14 protein-coding genes are annotated in these 19030 nt (G+C 72.6%); 9 read left to right on the top strand and 5 right to left on the bottom strand.

Annotated features, from left to right (window positions below; all coding sequences use genetic code 11):
• Positions 1-3 precede the first annotated feature (3 nt).
• On the top strand, positions 4-804 hold the full coding sequence (locus ACWDSL_RS09095; RefSeq protein WP_450483249.1) for a type VII secretion system-associated protein: 801 nt from the start codon (positions 4-6) through the stop codon (positions 802-804).
• Between the two features lie 63 nt (positions 805-867).
• Positions 868-1800, top strand: coding sequence for a type VII secretion system-associated protein (locus ACWDSL_RS09100; RefSeq protein ID WP_450483250.1), 933 nt, complete (start codon positions 868-870; stop codon positions 1798-1800).
• Positions 1801-1854: 54 nt separating this feature from the next.
• Here ACWDSL_RS09100 and ACWDSL_RS09105 read toward each other — a convergent pair whose 3' ends face one another.
• Complete coding sequence (locus ACWDSL_RS09105) at positions 1855-3309, bottom strand: ricin-type beta-trefoil lectin domain protein (RefSeq protein WP_450483252.1); 1455 nt, start codon at positions 3307-3309, stop codon at positions 1855-1857.
• A 73-nt stretch (positions 3310-3382) separates the two neighbouring features.
• On the bottom strand, positions 3383-5350 hold the full coding sequence (locus tag ACWDSL_RS09110) for a BTAD domain-containing putative transcriptional regulator (protein WP_450483254.1): 1968 nt from the start codon (positions 5348-5350) through the stop codon (positions 3383-3385).
• A gap of 348 nt (positions 5351-5698) precedes the next feature.
• Between ACWDSL_RS09110 and ACWDSL_RS09115 the strand changes: the two genes are divergently transcribed.
• The 3 genes from ACWDSL_RS09115 to ACWDSL_RS09125 all read left to right on the top strand — a co-directional run bounded on the left by ACWDSL_RS09115 (position 5699) and on the right by ACWDSL_RS09125 (position 9147).
• Positions 5699-6172 carry a MarR family winged helix-turn-helix transcriptional regulator gene (locus ACWDSL_RS09115; protein ID WP_450483255.1) on the top strand — a complete coding sequence of 158 codons (474 nt, stop codon included), beginning with the start codon at positions 5699-5701 and terminating at the stop codon, positions 6170-6172.
• Between the two features lie 234 nt (positions 6173-6406).
• Positions 6407-7504: a ribosome small subunit-dependent GTPase A gene (rsgA, locus tag ACWDSL_RS09120; protein ID WP_450483257.1), complete on the top strand. Its 1098-nt coding sequence runs from the start codon at positions 6407-6409 to the stop codon at positions 7502-7504.
• A 176-nt stretch (positions 7505-7680) separates the two neighbouring features.
• Positions 7681-9147, top strand: a complete 1467-nt coding sequence (locus ACWDSL_RS09125; RefSeq protein ID WP_450483259.1) for a dihydrolipoyl dehydrogenase family protein — start codon at positions 7681-7683, stop codon at positions 9145-9147.
• Between the two features lie 777 nt (positions 9148-9924).
• Here ACWDSL_RS09125 and ACWDSL_RS09130 read toward each other — a convergent pair.
• Complete coding sequence (locus ACWDSL_RS09130) at positions 9925-10092, bottom strand: hypothetical protein (protein ID WP_450483261.1); 168 nt, start codon at positions 10090-10092, stop codon at positions 9925-9927.
• 3 nt (positions 10093-10095) lie between these two features.
• Between ACWDSL_RS09130 and ACWDSL_RS09135 the strand changes: the two genes are divergently transcribed.
• Both ACWDSL_RS09135 and ACWDSL_RS09140 read left to right on the top strand, forming a co-directional pair.
• Positions 10096-11022 (top strand): protein phosphatase 2C domain-containing protein, encoded by a 927-nt coding sequence (locus ACWDSL_RS09135; RefSeq protein ID WP_450483263.1) that lies wholly within the window; start codon positions 10096-10098, stop codon positions 11020-11022.
• Between the two features lie 98 nt (positions 11023-11120).
• Positions 11121-12863 carry a pyruvate dehydrogenase gene (locus ACWDSL_RS09140; RefSeq protein ID WP_450483265.1) on the top strand — a complete coding sequence of 581 codons (1743 nt, stop codon included), beginning with the start codon at positions 11121-11123 and terminating at the stop codon, positions 12861-12863.
• A gap of 23 nt (positions 12864-12886) precedes the next feature.
• Here the strand turns inward: ACWDSL_RS09140 and ACWDSL_RS09145 are convergent, their stop codons facing one another.
• Positions 12887-16075: an alpha-mannosidase gene (locus ACWDSL_RS09145; protein WP_450483267.1), complete on the bottom strand. Its 3189-nt coding sequence runs from the start codon at positions 16073-16075 to the stop codon at positions 12887-12889.
• A gap of 211 nt (positions 16076-16286) precedes the next feature.
• Between ACWDSL_RS09145 and ACWDSL_RS09150 the strand changes: the two genes are divergently transcribed.
• The gene (locus ACWDSL_RS09150; protein WP_450483269.1) at positions 16287-16748 is read left to right on the top strand and encodes an ATP-binding protein; all 462 of its coding nucleotides are present in this window, start codon (positions 16287-16289) and stop codon (positions 16746-16748) included.
• Between the two features lie 71 nt (positions 16749-16819).
• Here the strand turns inward: ACWDSL_RS09150 and ACWDSL_RS09155 are convergent, their stop codons facing one another.
• Positions 16820-17917 carry a DUF2637 domain-containing protein gene (locus ACWDSL_RS09155; protein WP_450483271.1) on the bottom strand — a complete coding sequence of 366 codons (1098 nt, stop codon included), beginning with the start codon at positions 17915-17917 and terminating at the stop codon, positions 16820-16822.
• Positions 17918-18273: 356 nt separating this feature from the next.
• Between ACWDSL_RS09155 and ACWDSL_RS09160 the strand changes: the two genes are divergently transcribed.
• Complete coding sequence (locus ACWDSL_RS09160; protein WP_450483273.1) at positions 18274-18978, top strand: GntR family transcriptional regulator; 705 nt, start codon at positions 18274-18276, stop codon at positions 18976-18978.
• Positions 18979-19030 lie beyond the last annotated feature (52 nt).

Below are 19030 nucleotides of genomic sequence, written 5' to 3' on the forward strand. Positions count from 1 at the left end.
CTCATGAACGACAACACCGCCGCCGGGACCTCCACCGCCGAGGCCGGGGCCGCCGCCGACGCCGCGCCGCCGGTCCCCGAGGAGATCAAGGAGGCAGCCCGGCTGGCTCCCGACCACTGGCTGGGCATGGTCGACCCCGCGTGGTCAGGGGAGGGCGAGCCGCCGAACTGGGCGGTGGTGGGCCAGTGGCGGTCCGGCCTGGACGGGGAGATCGAGGAGTGGCGAGCCAACGAGGAGTACCGCCCCTCGCCCCAGGCGCTCGGCTGGCCCGCGCCGACCGACCCGGTGGACGAGGCGGTCCAGCTCGCGGCCACCGGTTACGGCCCGGGTGAGGCCGTACCGCGGTTGCTGGTCGGCGCGGAGGTGGCGGTGCTGCTCGGGCCCGGTGGCGGCCCGTTGTCGGCCACCTCGCCCGACGGTGCGTCGGTGGTCCCCGTCTTCACCTCCCCCACGTATCTGCACGCGGCCGGTCGCTTCGGATACGAGCTGATGCCGGTGATCCAGGTCGCGGACCGGATACCGGAAGGACATGTGCTCTACCTCAACCCCTCGGGACCGGTGAGCATGACCGTGGAAACCGGCGCACTGCGGCAGGCGGTCGAGGAGACGACGCGGGCGGAGAACGGGGCCTGGGAGGGGGAGGAGCCCGAGCCCCCGGCCCCCGTGCGCCCCTCGACGGTCGGCGGTGCGAATGCGCCCGCCACGCCCGCCGCCACGGCTCCCGCCGAGGACGAGGCCGCCGACGGGAAGGCCGCCGAGAGGGAGACCGGGGGAACGGCCCCCGGCCTGGACTCCACCAGCTGATCCGCGGAATTCCGCGCCCCCCGCACGTAACGCACACCCCGCACATCGACGGAGTTTCCTCCCATGACGACTTCTTCCGGAACACCAGACGACGAGCGCGAGAACACCGCGGAGGCGGACCCCGCGGGCGGTCCCGCCGGCGCGGACTCGGGCGCGTCCGCGCCCCAGGGCGGTCCTGGCGCGGTGCTCAAGGGCCAGGAGGGCTTCCGGGAGCCGCCCGAGGACTACGTCAAGGCCGCCAAGGTGGCCCCCAACCACTGGCTGTCCATCATCGACCGGCACTGGAACGGTGACGAGGACGAAGCCCCGCCCTCCTGGGCGAGCCTCGGGCGCTGGCGCAGCGACGAGAACGGCGAGATCGTCGAGTGGGAGAAGAACACCGAGTACCGCCCCTCGCCCGACGCGTACGGCTGGGCCCCGCCGGTCAGCCCCGTGGACGCAGCCGTGCGGCTGGTCGCCACCGGATACGCCTCGGAGGAGCTGTTCGCCCTGATGCTCGCCGACGCCGAGGTGGCCGTGTGCGTCGATGAGAACGGCGGCCTGGCGGTGACCGACGCACCGGACGGTACAGAGGCCGTGCCCGTCTTCTCGACATCACCGGAGCTGGAGGAGGACAGACTGCCCCCGCATGAGGTGATGTTGGTGCCGGATCTGCTGGAGAGGCTGCCGGAGGGGAAAGAGGTGCTGTTCCTCAGCTCCTCCGCCCCGGTGGGGCAACTCGTCACGGTGAGCGCGCTGCGGGAGAGCAAGGCCGACCTGGAACGATACGAGGCGGAGGGCGGAAACGAGTGGCCCGAGCCCGGCAGGGCCGACGATCGGCCGGACGCCATCACGGATCTGCCGGACATCGCGGCGCTCGAGGACTGGCCCGATTTCCTGACGGGTGATCAGCGGACGGCGACTCGGACGGCGGACGACGGCCCGGAGCCGGAGACGGAGCCGGGGACCGGGACGGAACGGAAGCCGGCCGAGCCCGGAGAGGCGGGCGAGATCTGACACGTGTGGCCCCGGCGGAGACCGCCGGGGCCACACGTGGACGAGCCGGACGGCTCAGTGGCGGGTGAAGTACCACTCGTGGTTGTTGAGATTCTCCGGTGCGCACGGCCAGATGATCAGGTCGAGCGACTCATCCATCGTGTACGAGTCGAGGCACTGGTTGTTGCTGGCGAAGTTGCGGATCCAGAAGCGGCCGTCCGCCTGCTTGTCCAGCCACCACAGCTGGTTGTCGTCGGTCGTGCCGTTGCACGGGAACTCGGTGACCTTCTGGGCGCTCCCGGCGGCCCCGTAACCGGGCAGGTCCAGGCACATGCTGTCCATGACATTGCGGATCTGGAACAGGGGTGCTCCCCCGGGACCGGCGCTGTTGTACTTCTTCTCCACGTTCCACAGCTGATTGTCGTCCGCACTGCTGTTGCACCACGCCTGGCCGGCCGGGCCGTCGGGAGAGCCGCTGGTGTTGCCGGGGATGTCGACGCAGGTGCCGTTCGCGTTGTTCTTGATCAGCACCCGCGTCAGGACGGCCGGCAGATTGCCGGCCGGCTTCTTGCCCACGGCCGGGCGTGCCTTCTCCTTGGCCTTCGCGGACGCCGAGGGGCTGGGTGGCGGCGGCGGGGCCGCGGCCTGCTCCTTCTCCTGCTCCGGAGACGGGGAGGACTTCGACTTCTTGTCCTTCTTCGCCTTCGACTTCTTGGGGGACGGCGACTCGGCCACGAAGGCTCCCGACTTCGACCCGTCGTCGTCCAGAACGGTGTCGGCGGAGCTGGACGAGGCCACCTTCTTGCTGTCGTCATCGTCCTTGCCGGTCGCCATGATGAGCAGCGGCACGGCGATGAGGATGGCCCCCGCCATGGCGGCGCCGGCAAGCAGGGGCTTCTTGGGACGGCCGGGGAAGCCGGCATCCGCGTCGGGGGAGTCCCCGCCGGAGCCCGCGGCGGCGGCCGTCGCCGTCGCGGCCCCGCCGGACCGTCCGTCGCCGGACGCGGTGGCGATCGCGCCCTTGCCGCGGCCGGACGTCCCGGCACGGGTACCGCTCTCGGACGGGGTACCGGTCGCCGACTCCCCAACGGGGGCGGCTGCCTCGTCGTGTCCGCCGCGCGCCTTCGATGCCTTCGGCTTCCCGCTGGTGCCGGCGGTTTCGGGCACGGCGGTGTCCGGCGCTTCGGACTCCGGCTCGGCGGTGGGCCCGGTGGCCGGGCCGCCGCGGGTGGCCGTCTGCTTACCGGTGGCCGGCTTCTCACCGGCCGCGGAACCGCTTGTGGACTCCTCTCCGTCGTCCTTGACCGTCGTCGCCCGGGTGGGCGTCGACGCACTGGAGCTGGTGGCGGATGTCTTCTTGCCGGTGAGGTGTTCCTCGATGCTCGCCGCGTCGGGCGAGGTGGAGGACCCCTCGTCGGAGGCGGGCGAGGAACCGCGCGCTGGGGTCGATTCCGGCGCGCGCGATGCGAATCCCGCGGCCGACCGGCCGTTCGGCGTCTCGGCGCCACCGGCCCGGTGCTGATCGGTCATGGACTTCTCCTCCTGGCCGAAGGACCTCGAGCCCAACGGCGGTGGGGGTGTTGACGGGGTGGGGGACAGGTCGTCAGAGCCCTTGCTCGGGTGCGGGATGACCTACGGGGTCGAACGCCTCCGGCGCCATCGGGCCCGCCGCGCGCAGCTGCCCGGCGATCCGTTCCGGATCGGCGCCCGGACGGTCGGCCAGAGCGCGGGCGAGGGACGCGTGCAGCAGCTGTCTGGAGGACGGGGTGAGGGTGCCCAGTACGATCTCGCGCGGCAGCTCGGGGAAGCGGTAGCGCCCCGAACCGTGCTCGTCGGGGTCCGCGTCCCAGACCAGAACGCGGGCGGTGACGGCGGCGTCGATGAGCGGCAGCAGCCGCTCCCGTGGCATGCCTTGGACATCGGCGAGCAAACCGATGTCCAGCCGCGTCCCGTCGGCGGCGGCGTAGGTGAGCATCGTCCTGGCCGGCGCGGTCAGCTCGGCCAGCCGTGCGTGGACGACGCTGCTCACCGCGGCCGGGACCCGCGCCGCGGGCCCCACGCGCCGGTCCGGCGGCAGCTTCAACAGCTCGCCGAGGGTGAAGGGATTGCCCTCGCTCCGCCGGTGCAGCGCCGCCGCCTCCTGCGGCGAGGCGCTCTCGCCGCGGGCGGTGAGCAACTCGGCCACATCGGCGATGGACAGCGGATCCAGCTGCAGCCGGGTGGCGCCGTAGCGGGCCAGATCGGCGAGCAGCCCGCCGGCCGCGGGATCGTCGGCGTTCCGCAGAGCGCAGACCACGGCCACGGGTGCCTCCCGCACAAGGGCGGCGAGTTGGCGCAGCAGACTGTGAAAGTCCGGCGAGGCCCAGTCGAGGTCGTCGATGACGCACAGAGTGGGTCCGCGATGCAGTTCCCGTGCGAGCGCGGCGAGCCGCTCCTTGTCCCCGGTACCGTCCGGGCGGGTGTCGGCCCCCTCCGGGCGCAGCGCGTCGAGCAGTTGGGTCGCGGGGCAGACCAGGGAGATGCCGTGGCTTTCGCTGAGCGCCTGGCCGCCACTGGCCCGTGCGACGGTGAAGTCCGCGGCCGTGGCCCGGGAGGCCACCTCGTCCAGCAGCCGGCTCTTGCCGGACCCCGGCTCTCCGGAGACCACGGCCCACTGGGTGCGGCCCGCGGCCGCGGCGCGCAGCAGCGCGGTGAGCCGCCCGGTCTCCTCGCCCCGGCCCACCAAGGGCACGGTGGCGGGATCCGGTCCGTCGGACAGGACCACCGCGGAGCGGGACGGGCGGGGATCGCCGAGAACCTCGGTGTCATGCCGCAGGATGGCGGTGTGCAGATCGCGTATCCCGGGGCCGGGGTGGAGGCCGAGTTCCGTGGCCAGCATCGTGCGGAACCGCTCGTACTGCCGCACCGCCTCGACCGACCTTCCCGCCCCGTACAGCGCGCGCATCAGCAGCGCCCATGACGCCTCGCGGAGCGGGGCGCTGAGGGTGAGGCCCTCGGCGGCGCCGATCGCGCGCTCCAGGTCGCCCTGTTTGATGAGGATGGTGGCCCACAGCTCCTCGGCGTCCTGGCGGGCGGCGTTGAGCCGGGCCTTCTCGCGTATCGCGAAGGCATGGTCGGCGGCGTCGCCGAGGGCCTCGCCGCGCCACAGTTGGAGCGCGCCGCGCAACGCCTCGCGGGCGGCCTCCAGTTGACCGCGCCTCATGGAGTCCCGGGCCTGGGCCACGGATTCCTCGAAGCGGGTGGTGTCCCGTGCCTCGCGGGGCACCCTCAGGGCGTAGCCCCCCGGCCCGTTGACCAGCAGCCTGGACCGGCCGTGCCGTACGGGGTCGAGCACCGAGCGCAGCCTGCTGACGTGCGCGCGTACGGAGGCGACTGCCCCGGCCGGCTGGGAGCCCTGCCACAGGTCCCGGCAGAGCTCCCCCGTGGAGACCGGCCGACCGTCCTCGATCAGCAGGCGGGTGAGCAACACCCTGCGCTGCCGGGGTCCCAAGTCCAGTGCGGTATCGCCGCGCAGCACCTCGACCGGGCCCAGAAGGCCGTACCAGGTGGCATGGCTGTGACGTGGATCCAATGCGGTCGCTCACCTCCTGGCGACCCTACCCAAGCCGCCGAGAGCATCCCTGACACAGGGGAGTACGGGCATGAAACACATGTTCAGACCCGCGTCGTGGGAGTGAAGCCTATGCCATCGACGTTTCATCGGATCGCCTGATCGAGGTGCAGGTCCCTACGGGCCTGTTCGGGATACGAAAGTCTGGGGAAACACCTGGATTCTGCGTCACACCGACAACCGTCGAAGGCGGACCGGCTGGTTCCGTCACGGCTGTGTGGTTCCACGAGCACCCGCGCGATGAGAGAGCCGGCCGGCCACCGCCCTTTCCGGCTGCCGGCCAGGTGTGCTCGGGCCCGGGAGCCGACGATGAATCAGCTCGGCCGGCACCTCGGCCTCGACAAGTCCTCGATCACGGGCCTGGTCGACCGTGCGCAGCGCCGCGGTCTGGTCACCCGCGCTGTCAGCGCCGTCGACCGCCGCTCGTACCAGGTGTCGATCACCGACGCCGGCCGTCAGCTTGCCGAACAGGTCGCCGCACAGTTCGCCGAGCGGATCGAGAGGTCTGTCGCGCCGCTACCCGAATCCGACCGGAAGCGGCTGTCGCAGTTGGCGACCCGGATCGTGACCGCCGACGCCCATGGCCGCGGCGTCGACTTGCGTACCACCCGCTGTGCCCCGGCCGGACCCGGAGCCGGGGCCCGAACCCGTGGCGGCCCGGGCCGACCTGTCGGTCGACCTCGATGGCCTGGTGGCGTGGGCTCAGGACGCCGGGGTCGGCGTGAGGACGTGAACGCGTTGCGCCATGGGTGCGCCGTAATTCGGTGGTGCCGGGGCAGGTGAGCCTCTAGGGTTGGTTGTGTTCGATCGGTAACTCAAGGTTGCCGTGGGTGACTTGGCTTGTTTGGGAGGTGTGACCGATGGCTGTCGTCGAGATGGGCGCTGCCCGCATCCAGGAGTTCATCAAGTCCACCTCCGTGGCCTCCGGCTGACCGACTCTGTCCCTTGTACGCCTGGTCAAGGCGTCAGGCCGGGGCCGCCCCTGCGAAGGGTCCCCCTTTGTCTTTCTCTTCCCTCTTGGGCTCGTCTTCGTCGCATCCCCTCGCCGCATATGGCTGGGACGACGGCTGGGAGGCCGAGTTCGCCCCGCACGCCGAGCAGGGCCTCCTGCCCGGCCGTGTGGTACGTGTCGACCGCGGCCAATGCGACGTCGTCACGCCTGCCGGTGTCGTCCGTGCCGACACCGAGTTCGTCGTTCCCCGCGACCCGATGAAGGTCGTGTGCACCGGGGACTGGGCCGCAGTCGATCCCGAAGGGAGCGATCCGCGGTACGTCCGCACGCTCCTGCCCCGCCGCACCGCCTTCGTGCGTTCGACGTCATCGAAGCGTTCCGAGGGCCAGGTACTGGCCGCGAACGTCGACCACGCCGTCGTGGCCGTCTCCCTCGCCGTCGAGTTGGACCTCGGCCGCCTGGAGCGGTTCCTGGCCCTGGCCTGGGAGAGCGGCGCCCAGCCGATGGCCGTCCTGACCAAGGCGGACCTGGTGCCCGACCCCGAGACGCTGGGCCACCTCCTGGCGGATGTCGAGACCGCCGCGCCCGGCGTCCAGGTGCTGGCCGTCAGCTCCGCGACCGGCGAGGGCCTGGACGTGCTCGGCGCCGTACTCTCCTCGGGCACCTCGGTGCTGCTCGGGCAGTCCGGCGCGGGCAAGTCGACGCTCGCCAACGCGCTGCTGGGCGAGACCGCGCAGCAGGTGCACGAGGTCCGGGACGCCGACGGCAAGGGTCGGCACACCACGACCACCCGTGATCTGCTGCGGCTGCCGTGGGGCGGGGTCCTCATCGACACGCCCGGCGTACGCGGGGTCGGGCTGTGGGACGCCGAAGAAGGCGTCGCACAGGCGTTCTCCGAGATCGAGGCGCTGGCCGGGGAGTGCCGCTTCCACGACTGCGCCCACCAGGCCGAACCGGGCTGCGCGGTGCTCGCCGCGATCGAGGACGGCACGCTGCCGGAACGCCGCCTCGACAGCTACCGCAAGCTGCTGCGCGAGAACGAACGCCTCGCCGCCCGCACCGACGACCGGCTGCGGGCCGAACTGCGGCGGACCTTCAAACAGCGGCAGGCGCTCGGCCGGCACATGATGGAGCGCAAGCGGGGCCCGATGCGCAAGCCGTGACCCATGCGCAAGCCGTGACCCTGCTCACGACGCAGCTCACGACAGAGCTCGTGACGAGCAGTGACTCCGCTCCGGCGCCGTGACTCGTGTGGTCCACATCGGTTCCTTCGGGCGATGATGCCCGAAGGAACCGAAAGCCCGGCCACACGCCGGAGCCGGGCAGAGAGCGAGTTGCAATGATGGCCGCCACGGAGGAGTACGACGTCATCGTCCTGGGCGCGGGTCCCGTAGGAGAGAACGTCGCGGACCGGGTCCGCGCCGAAGGGCTCTCCGCGGTGATCGTGGAGAGCGAACTGGTCGGTGGCGACTGCTCATACTGGGCCTGCGTTCCCAGCAAGGCGCTGCTGCGCCCGGTGATCGCGCGCGCCGACGCGCAGCGCCTGCCCGGTCTGCGCCACGCGGCGAGCGGGCCGCTGGACGCCCCGGCCGTCTTCGCGCGCCGCGACGACTTCGTCGGCCGCTGGAAGGACGACGGGCAGGTCGCCTGGCTGGACTCGGCGGGCATCGACCTCGTCCGCGGGCACGGCCGGCTGGTGGGCGAGAAGCGGGTTTCGGTCACGGACGCGGACGGGCAGGAACGCTTCCTCACCGCCCGGCACGCGGTCGCCGTATGCACCGGCAGCGGCGCCGCGCTCCCCGACCTGCCCGGCCTGACCGACGTACGCCCCTGGACCAGCCGCGAGGCGACCAGCGCGTCCGCCGTCCCCCGGCGGCTCGCCGTGGTGGGCGGCGGCGTGGTCGCCACCGAGATGGCCACCGCCTGGCAGGCGCTCGGCTCGGAGGTGACCGTGCTGGTCCGCGGCTCCGGTCTGCTGCCCCGCATGGAGCCGTTCGTCGGCGAGCTCGTCGCCAAGTCGCTGGCCGAGGCCGGCGCACAGGTGCGCACCGGCACCTCCGTGACCGGCGTACGGCGGGCCCAGTCGGGCGGCCCGGCCGGCTACGGCTCCGGCGCCGGACCGGTCACGCTGACCCTGTCGGACGGGGAGCAGCTGGCGGCGGACGAGGTGCTGTTCGCCACCGGGCGCACCCCGCGCACCGATGACATCGGCCTGGAGACGGTCGGCCTCGAACCGGGCAGCTGGCTGCGGGTCGACGACAGCTGCCGGGTGGCGGACGTGGAGGGCGGCTGGCTGTACGCCGTCGGCGACGTCAACCACCGCGCGCTGCTGACCCACCAGGGCAAGTACCAGGCCCGCATCGCGGGCGCCGCGATCGGCGCACGGGCCCAGGGCGTACCGCTCCTGGAGACGGACCCGTGGGGCGCCCACGCGGCCACCGCCGACACCGCGGCGGTGCCGCAGGTGGTGTTCACCGACCCCGAGGTCGCCGCGGTCGGCCTCAGCGCGGCGGAGGCGGAGGCCCAGGGCCGCCGCATCCGTGTCGTCGACTACGACATCGGCCGGGTCACCGGCTCCGCGCTGTACGCCGACGGCTACCGCGGCCAGGCCCGCATGATCGTCGACCTGGACCGGGGCCATCTGATCGGCGTGACCTTCGCCGGCCCGGGGGTGGGCGAACTGCTGCACTCGGCCACGGTGGCGGTCGCGGGCGAGGTCCCCGTGGAACGGCTGTGGCACGCGGTCCCCTCGTTCCCGACGATCAGCGAGGTGTGGCTGCGGCTGCTGGAGGCCTACCGCGGCTAGGGCCTGCCGGCACAGGCGGTGTTCCGCGCCGGGCTCGCCGGGGAAACAATGAACGGCATGAGCGAGCAGGGGGACAGGCGCCGTCACGAGGACGACTGGTGGGGCGAGTTGTACAGCCGGGACACCGGCGACGCAGGCCCCGCCCCCGCGGCGGACTCCGTCGACGACCGATTCGACTCCGCCTCCCGCACGGTCGGCGGCCCGCCCGGCTCCGCACCGGCGGCCGGAGCCCCCTGGGGGCCGCGGCCGCCGGGGGAGGCGGGGGCGTCGGACGGGCCGGATGGGGCGGGGGTATCGGACGGACCCGGAGTGCCAGGTGGGCCTGGGGCATCGGGCGGGTCAGGGGCGCCAGACGGGTCGCGGGCACCGACCAGGCCGGGCAGGCCCGCCCGGTCGGGTGAGGCCTTCGGATGGTTCTCCGGCCGCAAGGAGCCCGGGCCCGGCCCGGACGGGGAAGCAGACGCGGAACCCGGCGTGGGCCCCAGCACGGGACTTGGCACGGGGCCCGGCACGGGACCTGGTCCGGGCCCCGGCACGGGCCCCGCTGGGGGCCCCAGCGCGGGACCCGGTGCGGAACCCAGCGCGGGACCCGACGCCGGATCCGCTGTGGGCCCCGGCGCGGCGGAGCAGCCATCCCAAGCGCGCCCGCCTCAGGCACGCCCGTCCGAGGCGCAGCCGTCCGGGGAGCAGCCGCACGAGCCACGGTCCCCCCAGGCGCAGCCGCCTCAGGCGCGGCCGTACGAGCTGCAGCCGTCCGGGGAGCAGCTACCCCAGGAACTACGGCCCGAGCCGCAGCGGCCGCAGCCGCCCGGCGCGCAGCCACCCCAGGCGCGTCCACCCCAACCGCAGCGACCCCAGCCCCAACCACCCCAGCCACGGCCCCCCGCCGCGTACGGCGATGAGCCGGTTGAGCTGCCGCTCGCCGAGCCGTACGAGTTGGCCCACCTCGTGCCCGACACCGTGTTGGACGGCGCCCGCTGCGGGAACGCAACGCTGCGGGCGGTCTCCTCCCGCGGCGAGTCGGCTCGCCGGAGCGGGGAGCCTCGGCGGGACGCGTTGCTGACGGCGCGGTTCGGGGCGGGGTCCGGGGCGTTGGTGATGGTGGTGCTCGCGAGCGGCGTGAGTGGCGCGAGTAGCGCGAGTAGCGTGGGGGGTGCCGAGGGGGCGCAGCGGGCGGCGCGTGAGCTGTGTGAGTGGATCGGCGGCGCGGTCGGCCGCAGCCATGCGCGATTAATAAACGACCTGCGCGCCGGAAACCGCGGTGCGCTCAAGTCCGGGCTGCAGCGGCTCACCGACCGCGGCCTGGGCCGGCTGCGGGCCCGCGCGGCCGAGCTGGGCGTGGACCCGGCCGAGTACACCGCCGCGCTGCGCTGTCTGCTGCTGCCCGCCGACCCCGCCTGCCGTACCCGGGTGTTCTTCGGCGCGGGCGACGGCGGCGTCTTCCGGCTGCGCGCGGGCGCCTGGCAGGACCTGGAGCCGCCCGGGCCGGAACAGGACACCGTGGGCGGCCCCGTGGTGGGCTTCGGCGGTACGAAGCCGTCCACGCCACAAACCGCCGAGGCGCCCGCGACGATGAGCTTCGGGATCGCCACACCGGGCACCGGCCCCGCCCCGGGCCCGCCCCCGGTCCCCGCCGCCGCCCCGTTCCGGTTCCGGGCCTCCGTAGCCCGGTCGGGCGATGTGCTGCTGATGTGCGGCGGCGGGCTCGCCGGCCCGCTGCGCGGCCGGCCCGAGCTCGCCGGTCACCTGGCGGAACGCTGGGCGCAGGGCGAGCCGCCGGGGCTCGCCGCGTTCCTCGCGGACACCCGGACGCGGGTGAACGGATACGCCGGATACGCCGACGACCGTACGGCGGCCGCCGTCTGGGAGGCGTGAGCGCGCGGTCCATGGGTTGATGGAGCCGTATGCCGATCCCGCCGGTCGCCGCCGGGTTACCGGCATACGCAGCCATGACCCGGACGGAAGGGCGCGCGATGGGCAAGCAAACCGTGGCCGAGCAGTTTGTGGACCTCCTGGCGCGCGCCGGGGTGCAGCGGCTGTACGGGGTCGTGGGGGACAGCCTCAACCCGGTCGTGGACGCGGTGCGCCGCAACGCGGCCATCGACTGGATCCAGGTCCGCCACGAGGAGTCCGCGGCCTTCGCCGCCGGGGCCGAGGCGCAGCTCACCGGCCGCCTGGCGGCCTGCGCCGGCTCCTGTGGCCCCGGCAATCTGCATCTGATCAACGGCCTGTACGACGCGCACCGCTCGATGGCCCCGGTGCTCGCCCTGGCCTCGCACATCCCCAGCAGCGAGATCGGCAGCGGCTACTTCCAGGAGACCCACCCCGAACGGCTGTTCAACGAGTGCAGCCACTACTGCGAGCTGATCTCCAACCCGCGGCAGATGCCGCGCGTGCCGCAGACCGCGATCCAGCACGCCATCGGCCGCAGCGGCGTCAGCGTGGTGGCGCTGCCCGGCGATATCGCGGCTCTCCCGGCGCCCGAGCGGGCCGAGGAGCACGCCCTGGTCACCGCCCGCCCCTCGGTGCGCCCCAGCGATGCCGAGATCGACGCGCTCGCCCGGATGGTGGACGCGGCCGACCGGGTGACGCTGTTCTGCGGCAGTGGCACGGCCGGGGCGCACGCCGAGGTGATGGCGTTCGCCGAGCGGGTGAAGGCCCCGGTGGGGCATGCGCTGCGGGGCAAGGAGTGGATCCAGTACGACAATCCGTACGACGTCGGCATGAGCGGACTGCTGGGCTACGGCGCGGCGTACGAGGCCACCCACGAATGCGATCTGCTGATCCTGCTGGGCACCGACTTCCCGTACAACGCCTTTCTGCCCGACGATGTGAAGACCGTGCAGATCGACGTCCGCCCCGAGCATCTGGGCCGCCGCTCCAAGCTCGACCTGGCCGTGTGGGGCGATGTGCGCGAGACGCTGGGCTGTCTGACGCCGAAGGTACGCGTCAAGGACGACCGCAGATTTCTGGACCGGATGCTGAAGAAGCACGCGGACGCGCTGGAGGGTGTGGTCAAGGCGTACACCCGCCGGGTGGACCGGCACATTCCGATCCATCCGGAATACGTGGCGGCGGTGCTGGACGACGAGGCGGCCCCGGACGCGGTGTTCACCGTCGACACCGGTATGTGCAATGTGTGGGCGGCCCGCTATCTGACCCCCAACGGCCGGCGCCGGGTGATCGGCTCGTTCACCCATGGCTCGATGGCCAACGCGGTGCCGCAGGCGATCGGCGCCCAGTTCCTCGACCGCCGCCGCCAGGTCGTCTCGATGTCGGGCGACGGCGGTTTCGCCATGCTGATGGGCGACTTCCTCACCCTCGTCCAGTACGACCTGCCGGTGAAGGTGGTGCTCTTCAACAACTCCGCGCTCGGCATGGTCGAGCTGGAGATGATGGTCTCGGGCCTGCCCGCGTACGGGACCACCAATCTGAACCCCGACTTCGCGGAGATCGCCCGCGCCGCAGGGGCGTACGGCGAGCGCGTGGAGAAGCCCAAGCATCTGCGGGCGGCGCTGCGGGCCGCGTTCCGCTACAAGGGGCCCGCGCTGGTGGATGTGGTCACCGACCCCAATGCGCTGTCCATCCCGCCGAAGATCCGGGCGGAGATGGTGACCGGCTTCGCGCTGTCCGCGAGCAAGATCGTGCTGGACGGCGGGGTGGGCCGGATGGTGCAACTGGCCCGCGCCAATCTGCGGAACCTGCCCCGGCCTTGACCCCGCCGCCTTCACCGCCCGCCCTACGCGGGCGTGAGCCTCAGGGTGAGGATTTCATGCGGGCGCAGGCTCAGAGCCAGCCCGCCCTCGCCGGTGGCCGCCTCGTGCAGCGGCCGCTCGAGCAGGTCCGTCACCTGGGCGCTGACCACCGGGAAACCGGTGGTCAGCGTGGCGGATGCGCGCCCGCCGTGCGACTCGTACAGCCGCACCACCACATCGCCGCCGCGGTCCTCCGCCAGCTTGACGGACTCGACGGTGATCGCGGGGTTGTCGACGCCGATCAGGGAGGGGAGCACCGGGCCCGAAGGCAGGGCACGCGGCGGCAGGTTGAGCGCCAGGCCCTCGGCGACCGCGTCGCCCACCTCGGCGCCGGGCAGCAGCGCATAGCTGAAGCGGTGGGCGCCGAGATCGGTCTCCGGGTCGGGGCTGTGCGGGGCGCGCAGCAGGGTCAGCCGTACCGTCGTGCCCAGCACCGGCCCGCCCTCGCCGCCGCCCGCAGCCTCGACCGGGTGCTCCGTACGGGTCACATCGTGGCCGTACGTCGAGTCGTTGAGCAGCGCCGCGCCATAGCCGGGCTCGGCGACCCGCAGCCAGCGGTGGGCACAGATCTCGAACCGGGCCGCGTCCCAGCTGGTGTTGGTGTGCGTGGCGCGGTCCACATGCCCGAACTGGATCTCGGAGGTGGACACCTTGGCGTGGATGTCCAGCGGGAACGCGGCCTTGAGGACCTTCTCCGACTCCTGCCAGTCCACCTCGGTGGCGATGTCAAGACGGCGGCTGCCCCGGCTGAGCCGGATCTCCTGGGTGACGCGGGAGGCCCCCGACGCGCCGAAGGCGCGCACCACCCGGACGGCGGCGCGCAGCGGCCCGGACTCGACCAGTTCGACGGACTCGGCGTCGGTGAGGTCGGTGTGGACCCGGCGGTAGTGCCGGTCGATGTCCCAGGCGTCCCATTGGTTCGGGTGGTCGGGGTGCAGCTGGAGGAGGTTGCCGCGGGCGCCGGGCGCGATCAGCTCCCGGTCGGCGGCCAGATCCCGTACGGAGGTGAGCAGCCCGTCGCCGTCGATGACCACCCGCAGCACATCGTTGTCCAGCACAATCGTGCGCCCGTCGCTCAGCGCGCTGACCGGCGCCTCGGCCACGGCCGCCGCCGGCGTGTCGGAGTGCACGGGCGCCGCGCCCAGCGCGGGCAGCCGCACCGCGACCGCGGCGCGCCCGTCCGCCAGGGGCTGGACCGATGCACCCTCCGACAAGGCTGCGACTGCCGCCGCCGTCGGCGCGTCGAGCGTGACGACCTCGGTGCGCTCGTACGGGGACGCGTTCAGCACCACCGGCCCGTCCACTGCCCCGCCCGGCGCGCCGCCCAGCGCGCCGGCCGCCGCCGAGATGACCCCCTCCAACTCGGTGCGGACTCGCTCATAGGTGTCGCGCGCCTCGCGGTGCACCCAGGCGATCGAGGAGCCCGGCAGGATGTCATGGAACTGGTGCAGCAGCACCGTCTTCCAGATCCGGTCGAGATCGTCGTACGGATAGGCGTACCCGGGGGCGCGCAGCGCCGCGGCCGTCGCCCACAGCTCGGCCTCCCGCAGCAGATGCTCGCTGCGTCGGTTGCCCTGCTTGGTCTTGGCCTGGGTGGTGTACGTCGCCCGGTGCAGCTCCAGATACAGCTCGCCCGACCACACCGGGGCCTTGGCCGCGTACTCCCGCTCCGCCTCCGCGAAGAACGTCGACGGCCGCTCGATCTCGACCCGCGGCGAGCCCTCCAGCGACTTGAGCCGGCGCGCCCTCTCCATCATCTCGCGGGTGGGGCCGCCCCCGCCGTCGCCGAAGCCGAAGGGGACGAGGGAGCGGGTGGCAAGGCCCTTGTCGGCGAAGTTCTTCTCGGCGTGGGCGAGTTCGTGAGCATGGAACTGGCTGTTGTAGGTGTCCACGGGCGGGAAATGGGTGAACACCCGGGTGCCGTCGATGCCCTCCCACCAGAAGGTGTGGTGGGGCATCTTGTTCCACTGGTTCCAGGACAGCTTCTGGGTGAGGAACCACCGCACCCCCGCGAGCTTCGCCAGCTGCGGGAACGCGGCCGTGTAGCCGAAGGAGTCCGGCAGCCAGATCTCCTCGGTGTCCACCCCCAACTCCTCCAGGAAGAACCGCTTCCCGTGCACGATCTGCCGGGCCAGCGCCTCGCCGCCGGGCATATTGGCGTCCGACTCGACCCACATCGAGCCGACGGGGGCCCAGTTGCCGTCCGCCACCGCCTTCTTGATCCGCTCCCAGATATGCGGCTGATGCTCCTTCACCCACGCGTACTGCTGCGCCTGCGAACAGGCGAAGACCAGCTCGGGGTACTCGCCCGCGAGCGCGGTGACATTGGCGAAGGTACGAGATGCCTTGCGCACCGTCTCGCGCAGCGGCCACAGCCACGCCGAGTCGATATGGGCGTGTCCGGTCGCCGACACGCGGTGTGCGCTGGCGTTGGCCGGGCTGGCGAGTACGTCGGTCAGCGCGGCGCGCCCGGCCGCGGCCGTGCCCGGCACATCGTGGAGGTCCAGCGCGTCCAGCATGTTCTCCAGCGCACGCAGTATTTCGTGGCGCCGCGGCCGGTCCGCGGGGAGCTCGCGCATCAGCTCCGACAGCACCTCGATGTCCAGCACCAGATGCCAGACGTCCTCGTTCAGCACGGCGACGTCGGCCGAGGCGAAGCGGTACAGCGGCCGGTCACCGGCGGTCAGCACATCGCCCAGCTGCGTCGGCTCGAAGCCGTCCCGCAGTACGGCCGGGTTGGCCGCCGCCTCCAGCAGCAGCCGTACCGGCTCGCCGCCGGCCGCCGGGGCGGCGACGGGGATATGGCGGTTGCGCGGATGGATGCCCTTGATCGGCACCCCCTCCGCGTCGTACACAAGACCCTCGGCCTGGAAACCGGGACCGTCCCCGGTGAAGCCCGGGTCGATGACGGCCTCGACCCGCCGCCCCGCCCACTCCGATGGCACCTCGCCCTCCAGCCGGAACCACCAGGTCGACCACGGCGAGCCCCACTCGGTGCCGGTCTCGAAGGGCTCATACGACCCCTTCAGCGCGTCGCCCACCGGCACCGGCTCGCCGGGGGTGCGCCACGCGGAAAGCGTCAGCGGGGCGCGCGCCGTGTACTGGGCGGGCCTGATGAACTGGCGCAGCGCCCGGTCGAGGCGCCCTTCCACCAGCGATCGGTCGTCGTGCATACGCGGCTCTCCTAGGAATCGGCGCTCGGCGGATCAACTCCCCGATCATTTCCCGCGGTGTGTGGGCACCCACACGCGGGAATGCATTCCGTGAGCGTGTTCGACGACATTTCGACACTGGTCGCGCCCTGTGCGGCCGGGGCGGGGGAGGATGAAGCGTCAGCCTTCACGGCGGGGCGGGACGGCCGGGCGGCGGCCGGAAGCGGGGGCGGTGGCCATCGAGAGCGCGCGGGGCCCGGCCCTCAGCAGGCGATTGCACGGCGGCGAGCTGTCCCGGGTGGCGGAGGTCCGCGCGGCCCTGCGGGAACTGCTGCGGGACTGGGGCGATCCGAACAGGAGGGACCTGGCCGAACTGCTCATCAGCGAGCTGGTCACCAACGCGTTGGTGCACACCGACCGTGGGGCGCACATCACGGCCACGCTCGGCGACGGGTCCGACGCGCCGGGCGGCGGCCGATTACGGGTGGAGGTGCGGGACTTCGTCTCCCGGCATCCGACGCTGCGTACGCATGCGGCCGAGGAGGGCACATCCGGGCGCGGACTGCTGCTGGTGCATACGCTCGCGGATGCGTGGGGGGTGCGGTCCCACGGTGTGGGGAAGGCGGTCTGGTTCGAGCTCGACGCACGGTTCGGACCGGACGCGGGGCGTGGATCGGACGCGGGGCGTGGATGAGACACGCCGTGCAAATGACGCGGGGGCGGGAGAGGAGCCCGGCTCCTCGTCCCGCCCACCCAGCAGTCAGCTCAGCCGAAGGCTCGCTCGATCTGTGCCAGCTTCTCCTCGAGGGAGTCGAGCCGCGGCATCGTCAGCGTGTCGTCCTCGGCGGTGAGGTCGATGGTGCGCGGGCGGTCGGCCTCGCGGTCGCCCAGTCCGGTGACGGCGCCGTCACTGTCCCTCGCGGACCGCAGGGCGGGCCGGGACGCGGGCGCGGACAGCTGCCCCTTTTCCAGCGAGGAAGAGTTTTCCGGCGATTTCTCCGATATAGCAGGCTCCGATGTGAGCGCCGGCTGCGGGGAGGACCCCGTGACCTCCACCTGGCGGCCGCCGCGCCGCCCCCACGTGCGGTGCTGCCGGTTCAGCGCCCGGATCCTGGCCCGGTCCAGCCTCTCCTGGTCCCGCCTGCGGTACCGGTTGCGCTCCTTCTCCTTGCGGTCCTCGCGCACCTCCTCGACGGCCTCGTCCAGGGTGCGGACGCCCTCGAGCAGCATCAGCGACCAGGCGGCGAAGGTCTCGCGGGGAGCGCGCAGCCAGCGCACGATGCGGATCTGCGGCAGCGGCCGCGGCACCAGGCCCTGCTCGCGCAGCGCCGCCCGGCGGGTCTGCTTGAGCGCGCGGTCGAAGAGGACCGCCGCCGACAGCGACATACCGGCGAAGAACTGCGGCGCACCGGCGTGGCCCATGCCACGGGGCGCGTGCACCCAGTTGAACCAGGCCGCGGCGCCGGCGAACAGCCACACCAGCAGTCGGGAGCCGAGCGCGGCGTCACCGTGGCTGGCCTCGCGCACCGCGAGCACCGAGCAGAACATCGCGGCGCCGTCGAGCCCGAACGGCACCAGGTACTCCCAGCCGTTCGTCAGGGCGAGGTTCTCCCGTCCGAAGCCCACCAGGCCCTGGAAGGAGAGTGCGGCCGCCACCCCGGCGCAGCAGAACAGCAGAACATAAGAGGCCATCCCATAGATGGCCTCCTTGCGCCGCCGCCGCTCCTCGCTGCGCTCCCAGGAGTCGGTGGACTTGTCGTCCTTGGCGTTGCGGCCACGCGCGAGCACTGTCACCGCTCCCACGACGCCGACGAGCACCACGACGACTGGGAGGCCCCAGCTCGATATGTCGGTAAGTCTCATCCGGTGTCCCTTGCCTCGCTTCCGTGAAGTTCTGGCCGTAGTACCCGGCCTACTCGCGCGACATCTTGGCGGAAACCCGGCTTGCCCCGAGCGGTTTCTGGACAAGAGGGCGCCAAATCGGCGGGGGGACACGCGGATAGGTGCGATACGGTTCGAACGCTCGCGCTATGCAAGCGGCTTGCATTCTATTCATGGAACCCGTTCGAGCGTAAACAGACTGCTGAGGTTGCGTCAGAGCGCTCGATCTGGTCCCGTGTGCGTCGTTCCGTTAGGGTTGCCTTAAATACGGCGTCCGAGGGGTTTGACCTCGCGCGGCCTCCGCATATCGTTTCAGGCGGACGTGAGGAGGAGCCGAGGTGGAGCAGGCCAGTGCCGAAACGGCGGCGGAGCCGCACCCGGGCCCCGGCATCCCCGGCCCCGGCGGGCCCGCCTCACGGAAGCCGCCCCAGCGCCACTCGGTGCGCGGGCAGATCCTGGACGCCCTGAGGGATGCGCTGGTCGGCGGCGAGCTCGCCCCCGGCGAGGTCTACTCCGCACCGGCCCTCGCCGAGCGCTTCGGCGTGTCGGCCACGCCCGTACGCGAGGCCATGCAGCAGCTCGCCGGCGAAGGCGCCGTCGAGGTGGTGCCGAACCGGGGATTCCGGGTGGCCCGGCGCAGCGCGCGCGAGCTGGCCGAGCTGGCCGAGGTCCGGGCCCTGCTGGAGGTCCCCGTGATGCTCAGCCTGGCCGAGGCGATCGCGCCCGAGCGGTGGGCGGGGCTGCGGCCGTTCGCCGAGGCCACGGCGGTGGCGGCGGTGAAGGGGAACCGCGCGGCGTATCTGGAATCCGACCGCACCTTCCACCAGGCGGTCCTCAGCCTGGCCGGAAATCAACAGTTGGTCGTCGTGGCCGACGAACTGCACCGGCGGGCGCAGTGGCCGCTTCCCGGCGGTCAGCTCGTGCGCACCGCCGACCTCGTCGCTGACGCGGCCGAGCATATGGCCCTGCTCGACGCCCTGGCCGCGCGGGATCTCGACACCGTCGAGTCTCTGGTACGCGACCACTTCAACGGCGGAGCGTAAGCGGCGAAGCGTGAGTTGCGGTGAGTATGGGACAGCGACACGCCGTCGTATC

This window comes from Streptomyces sp. NPDC000941 (genome assembly GCF_053599555.1).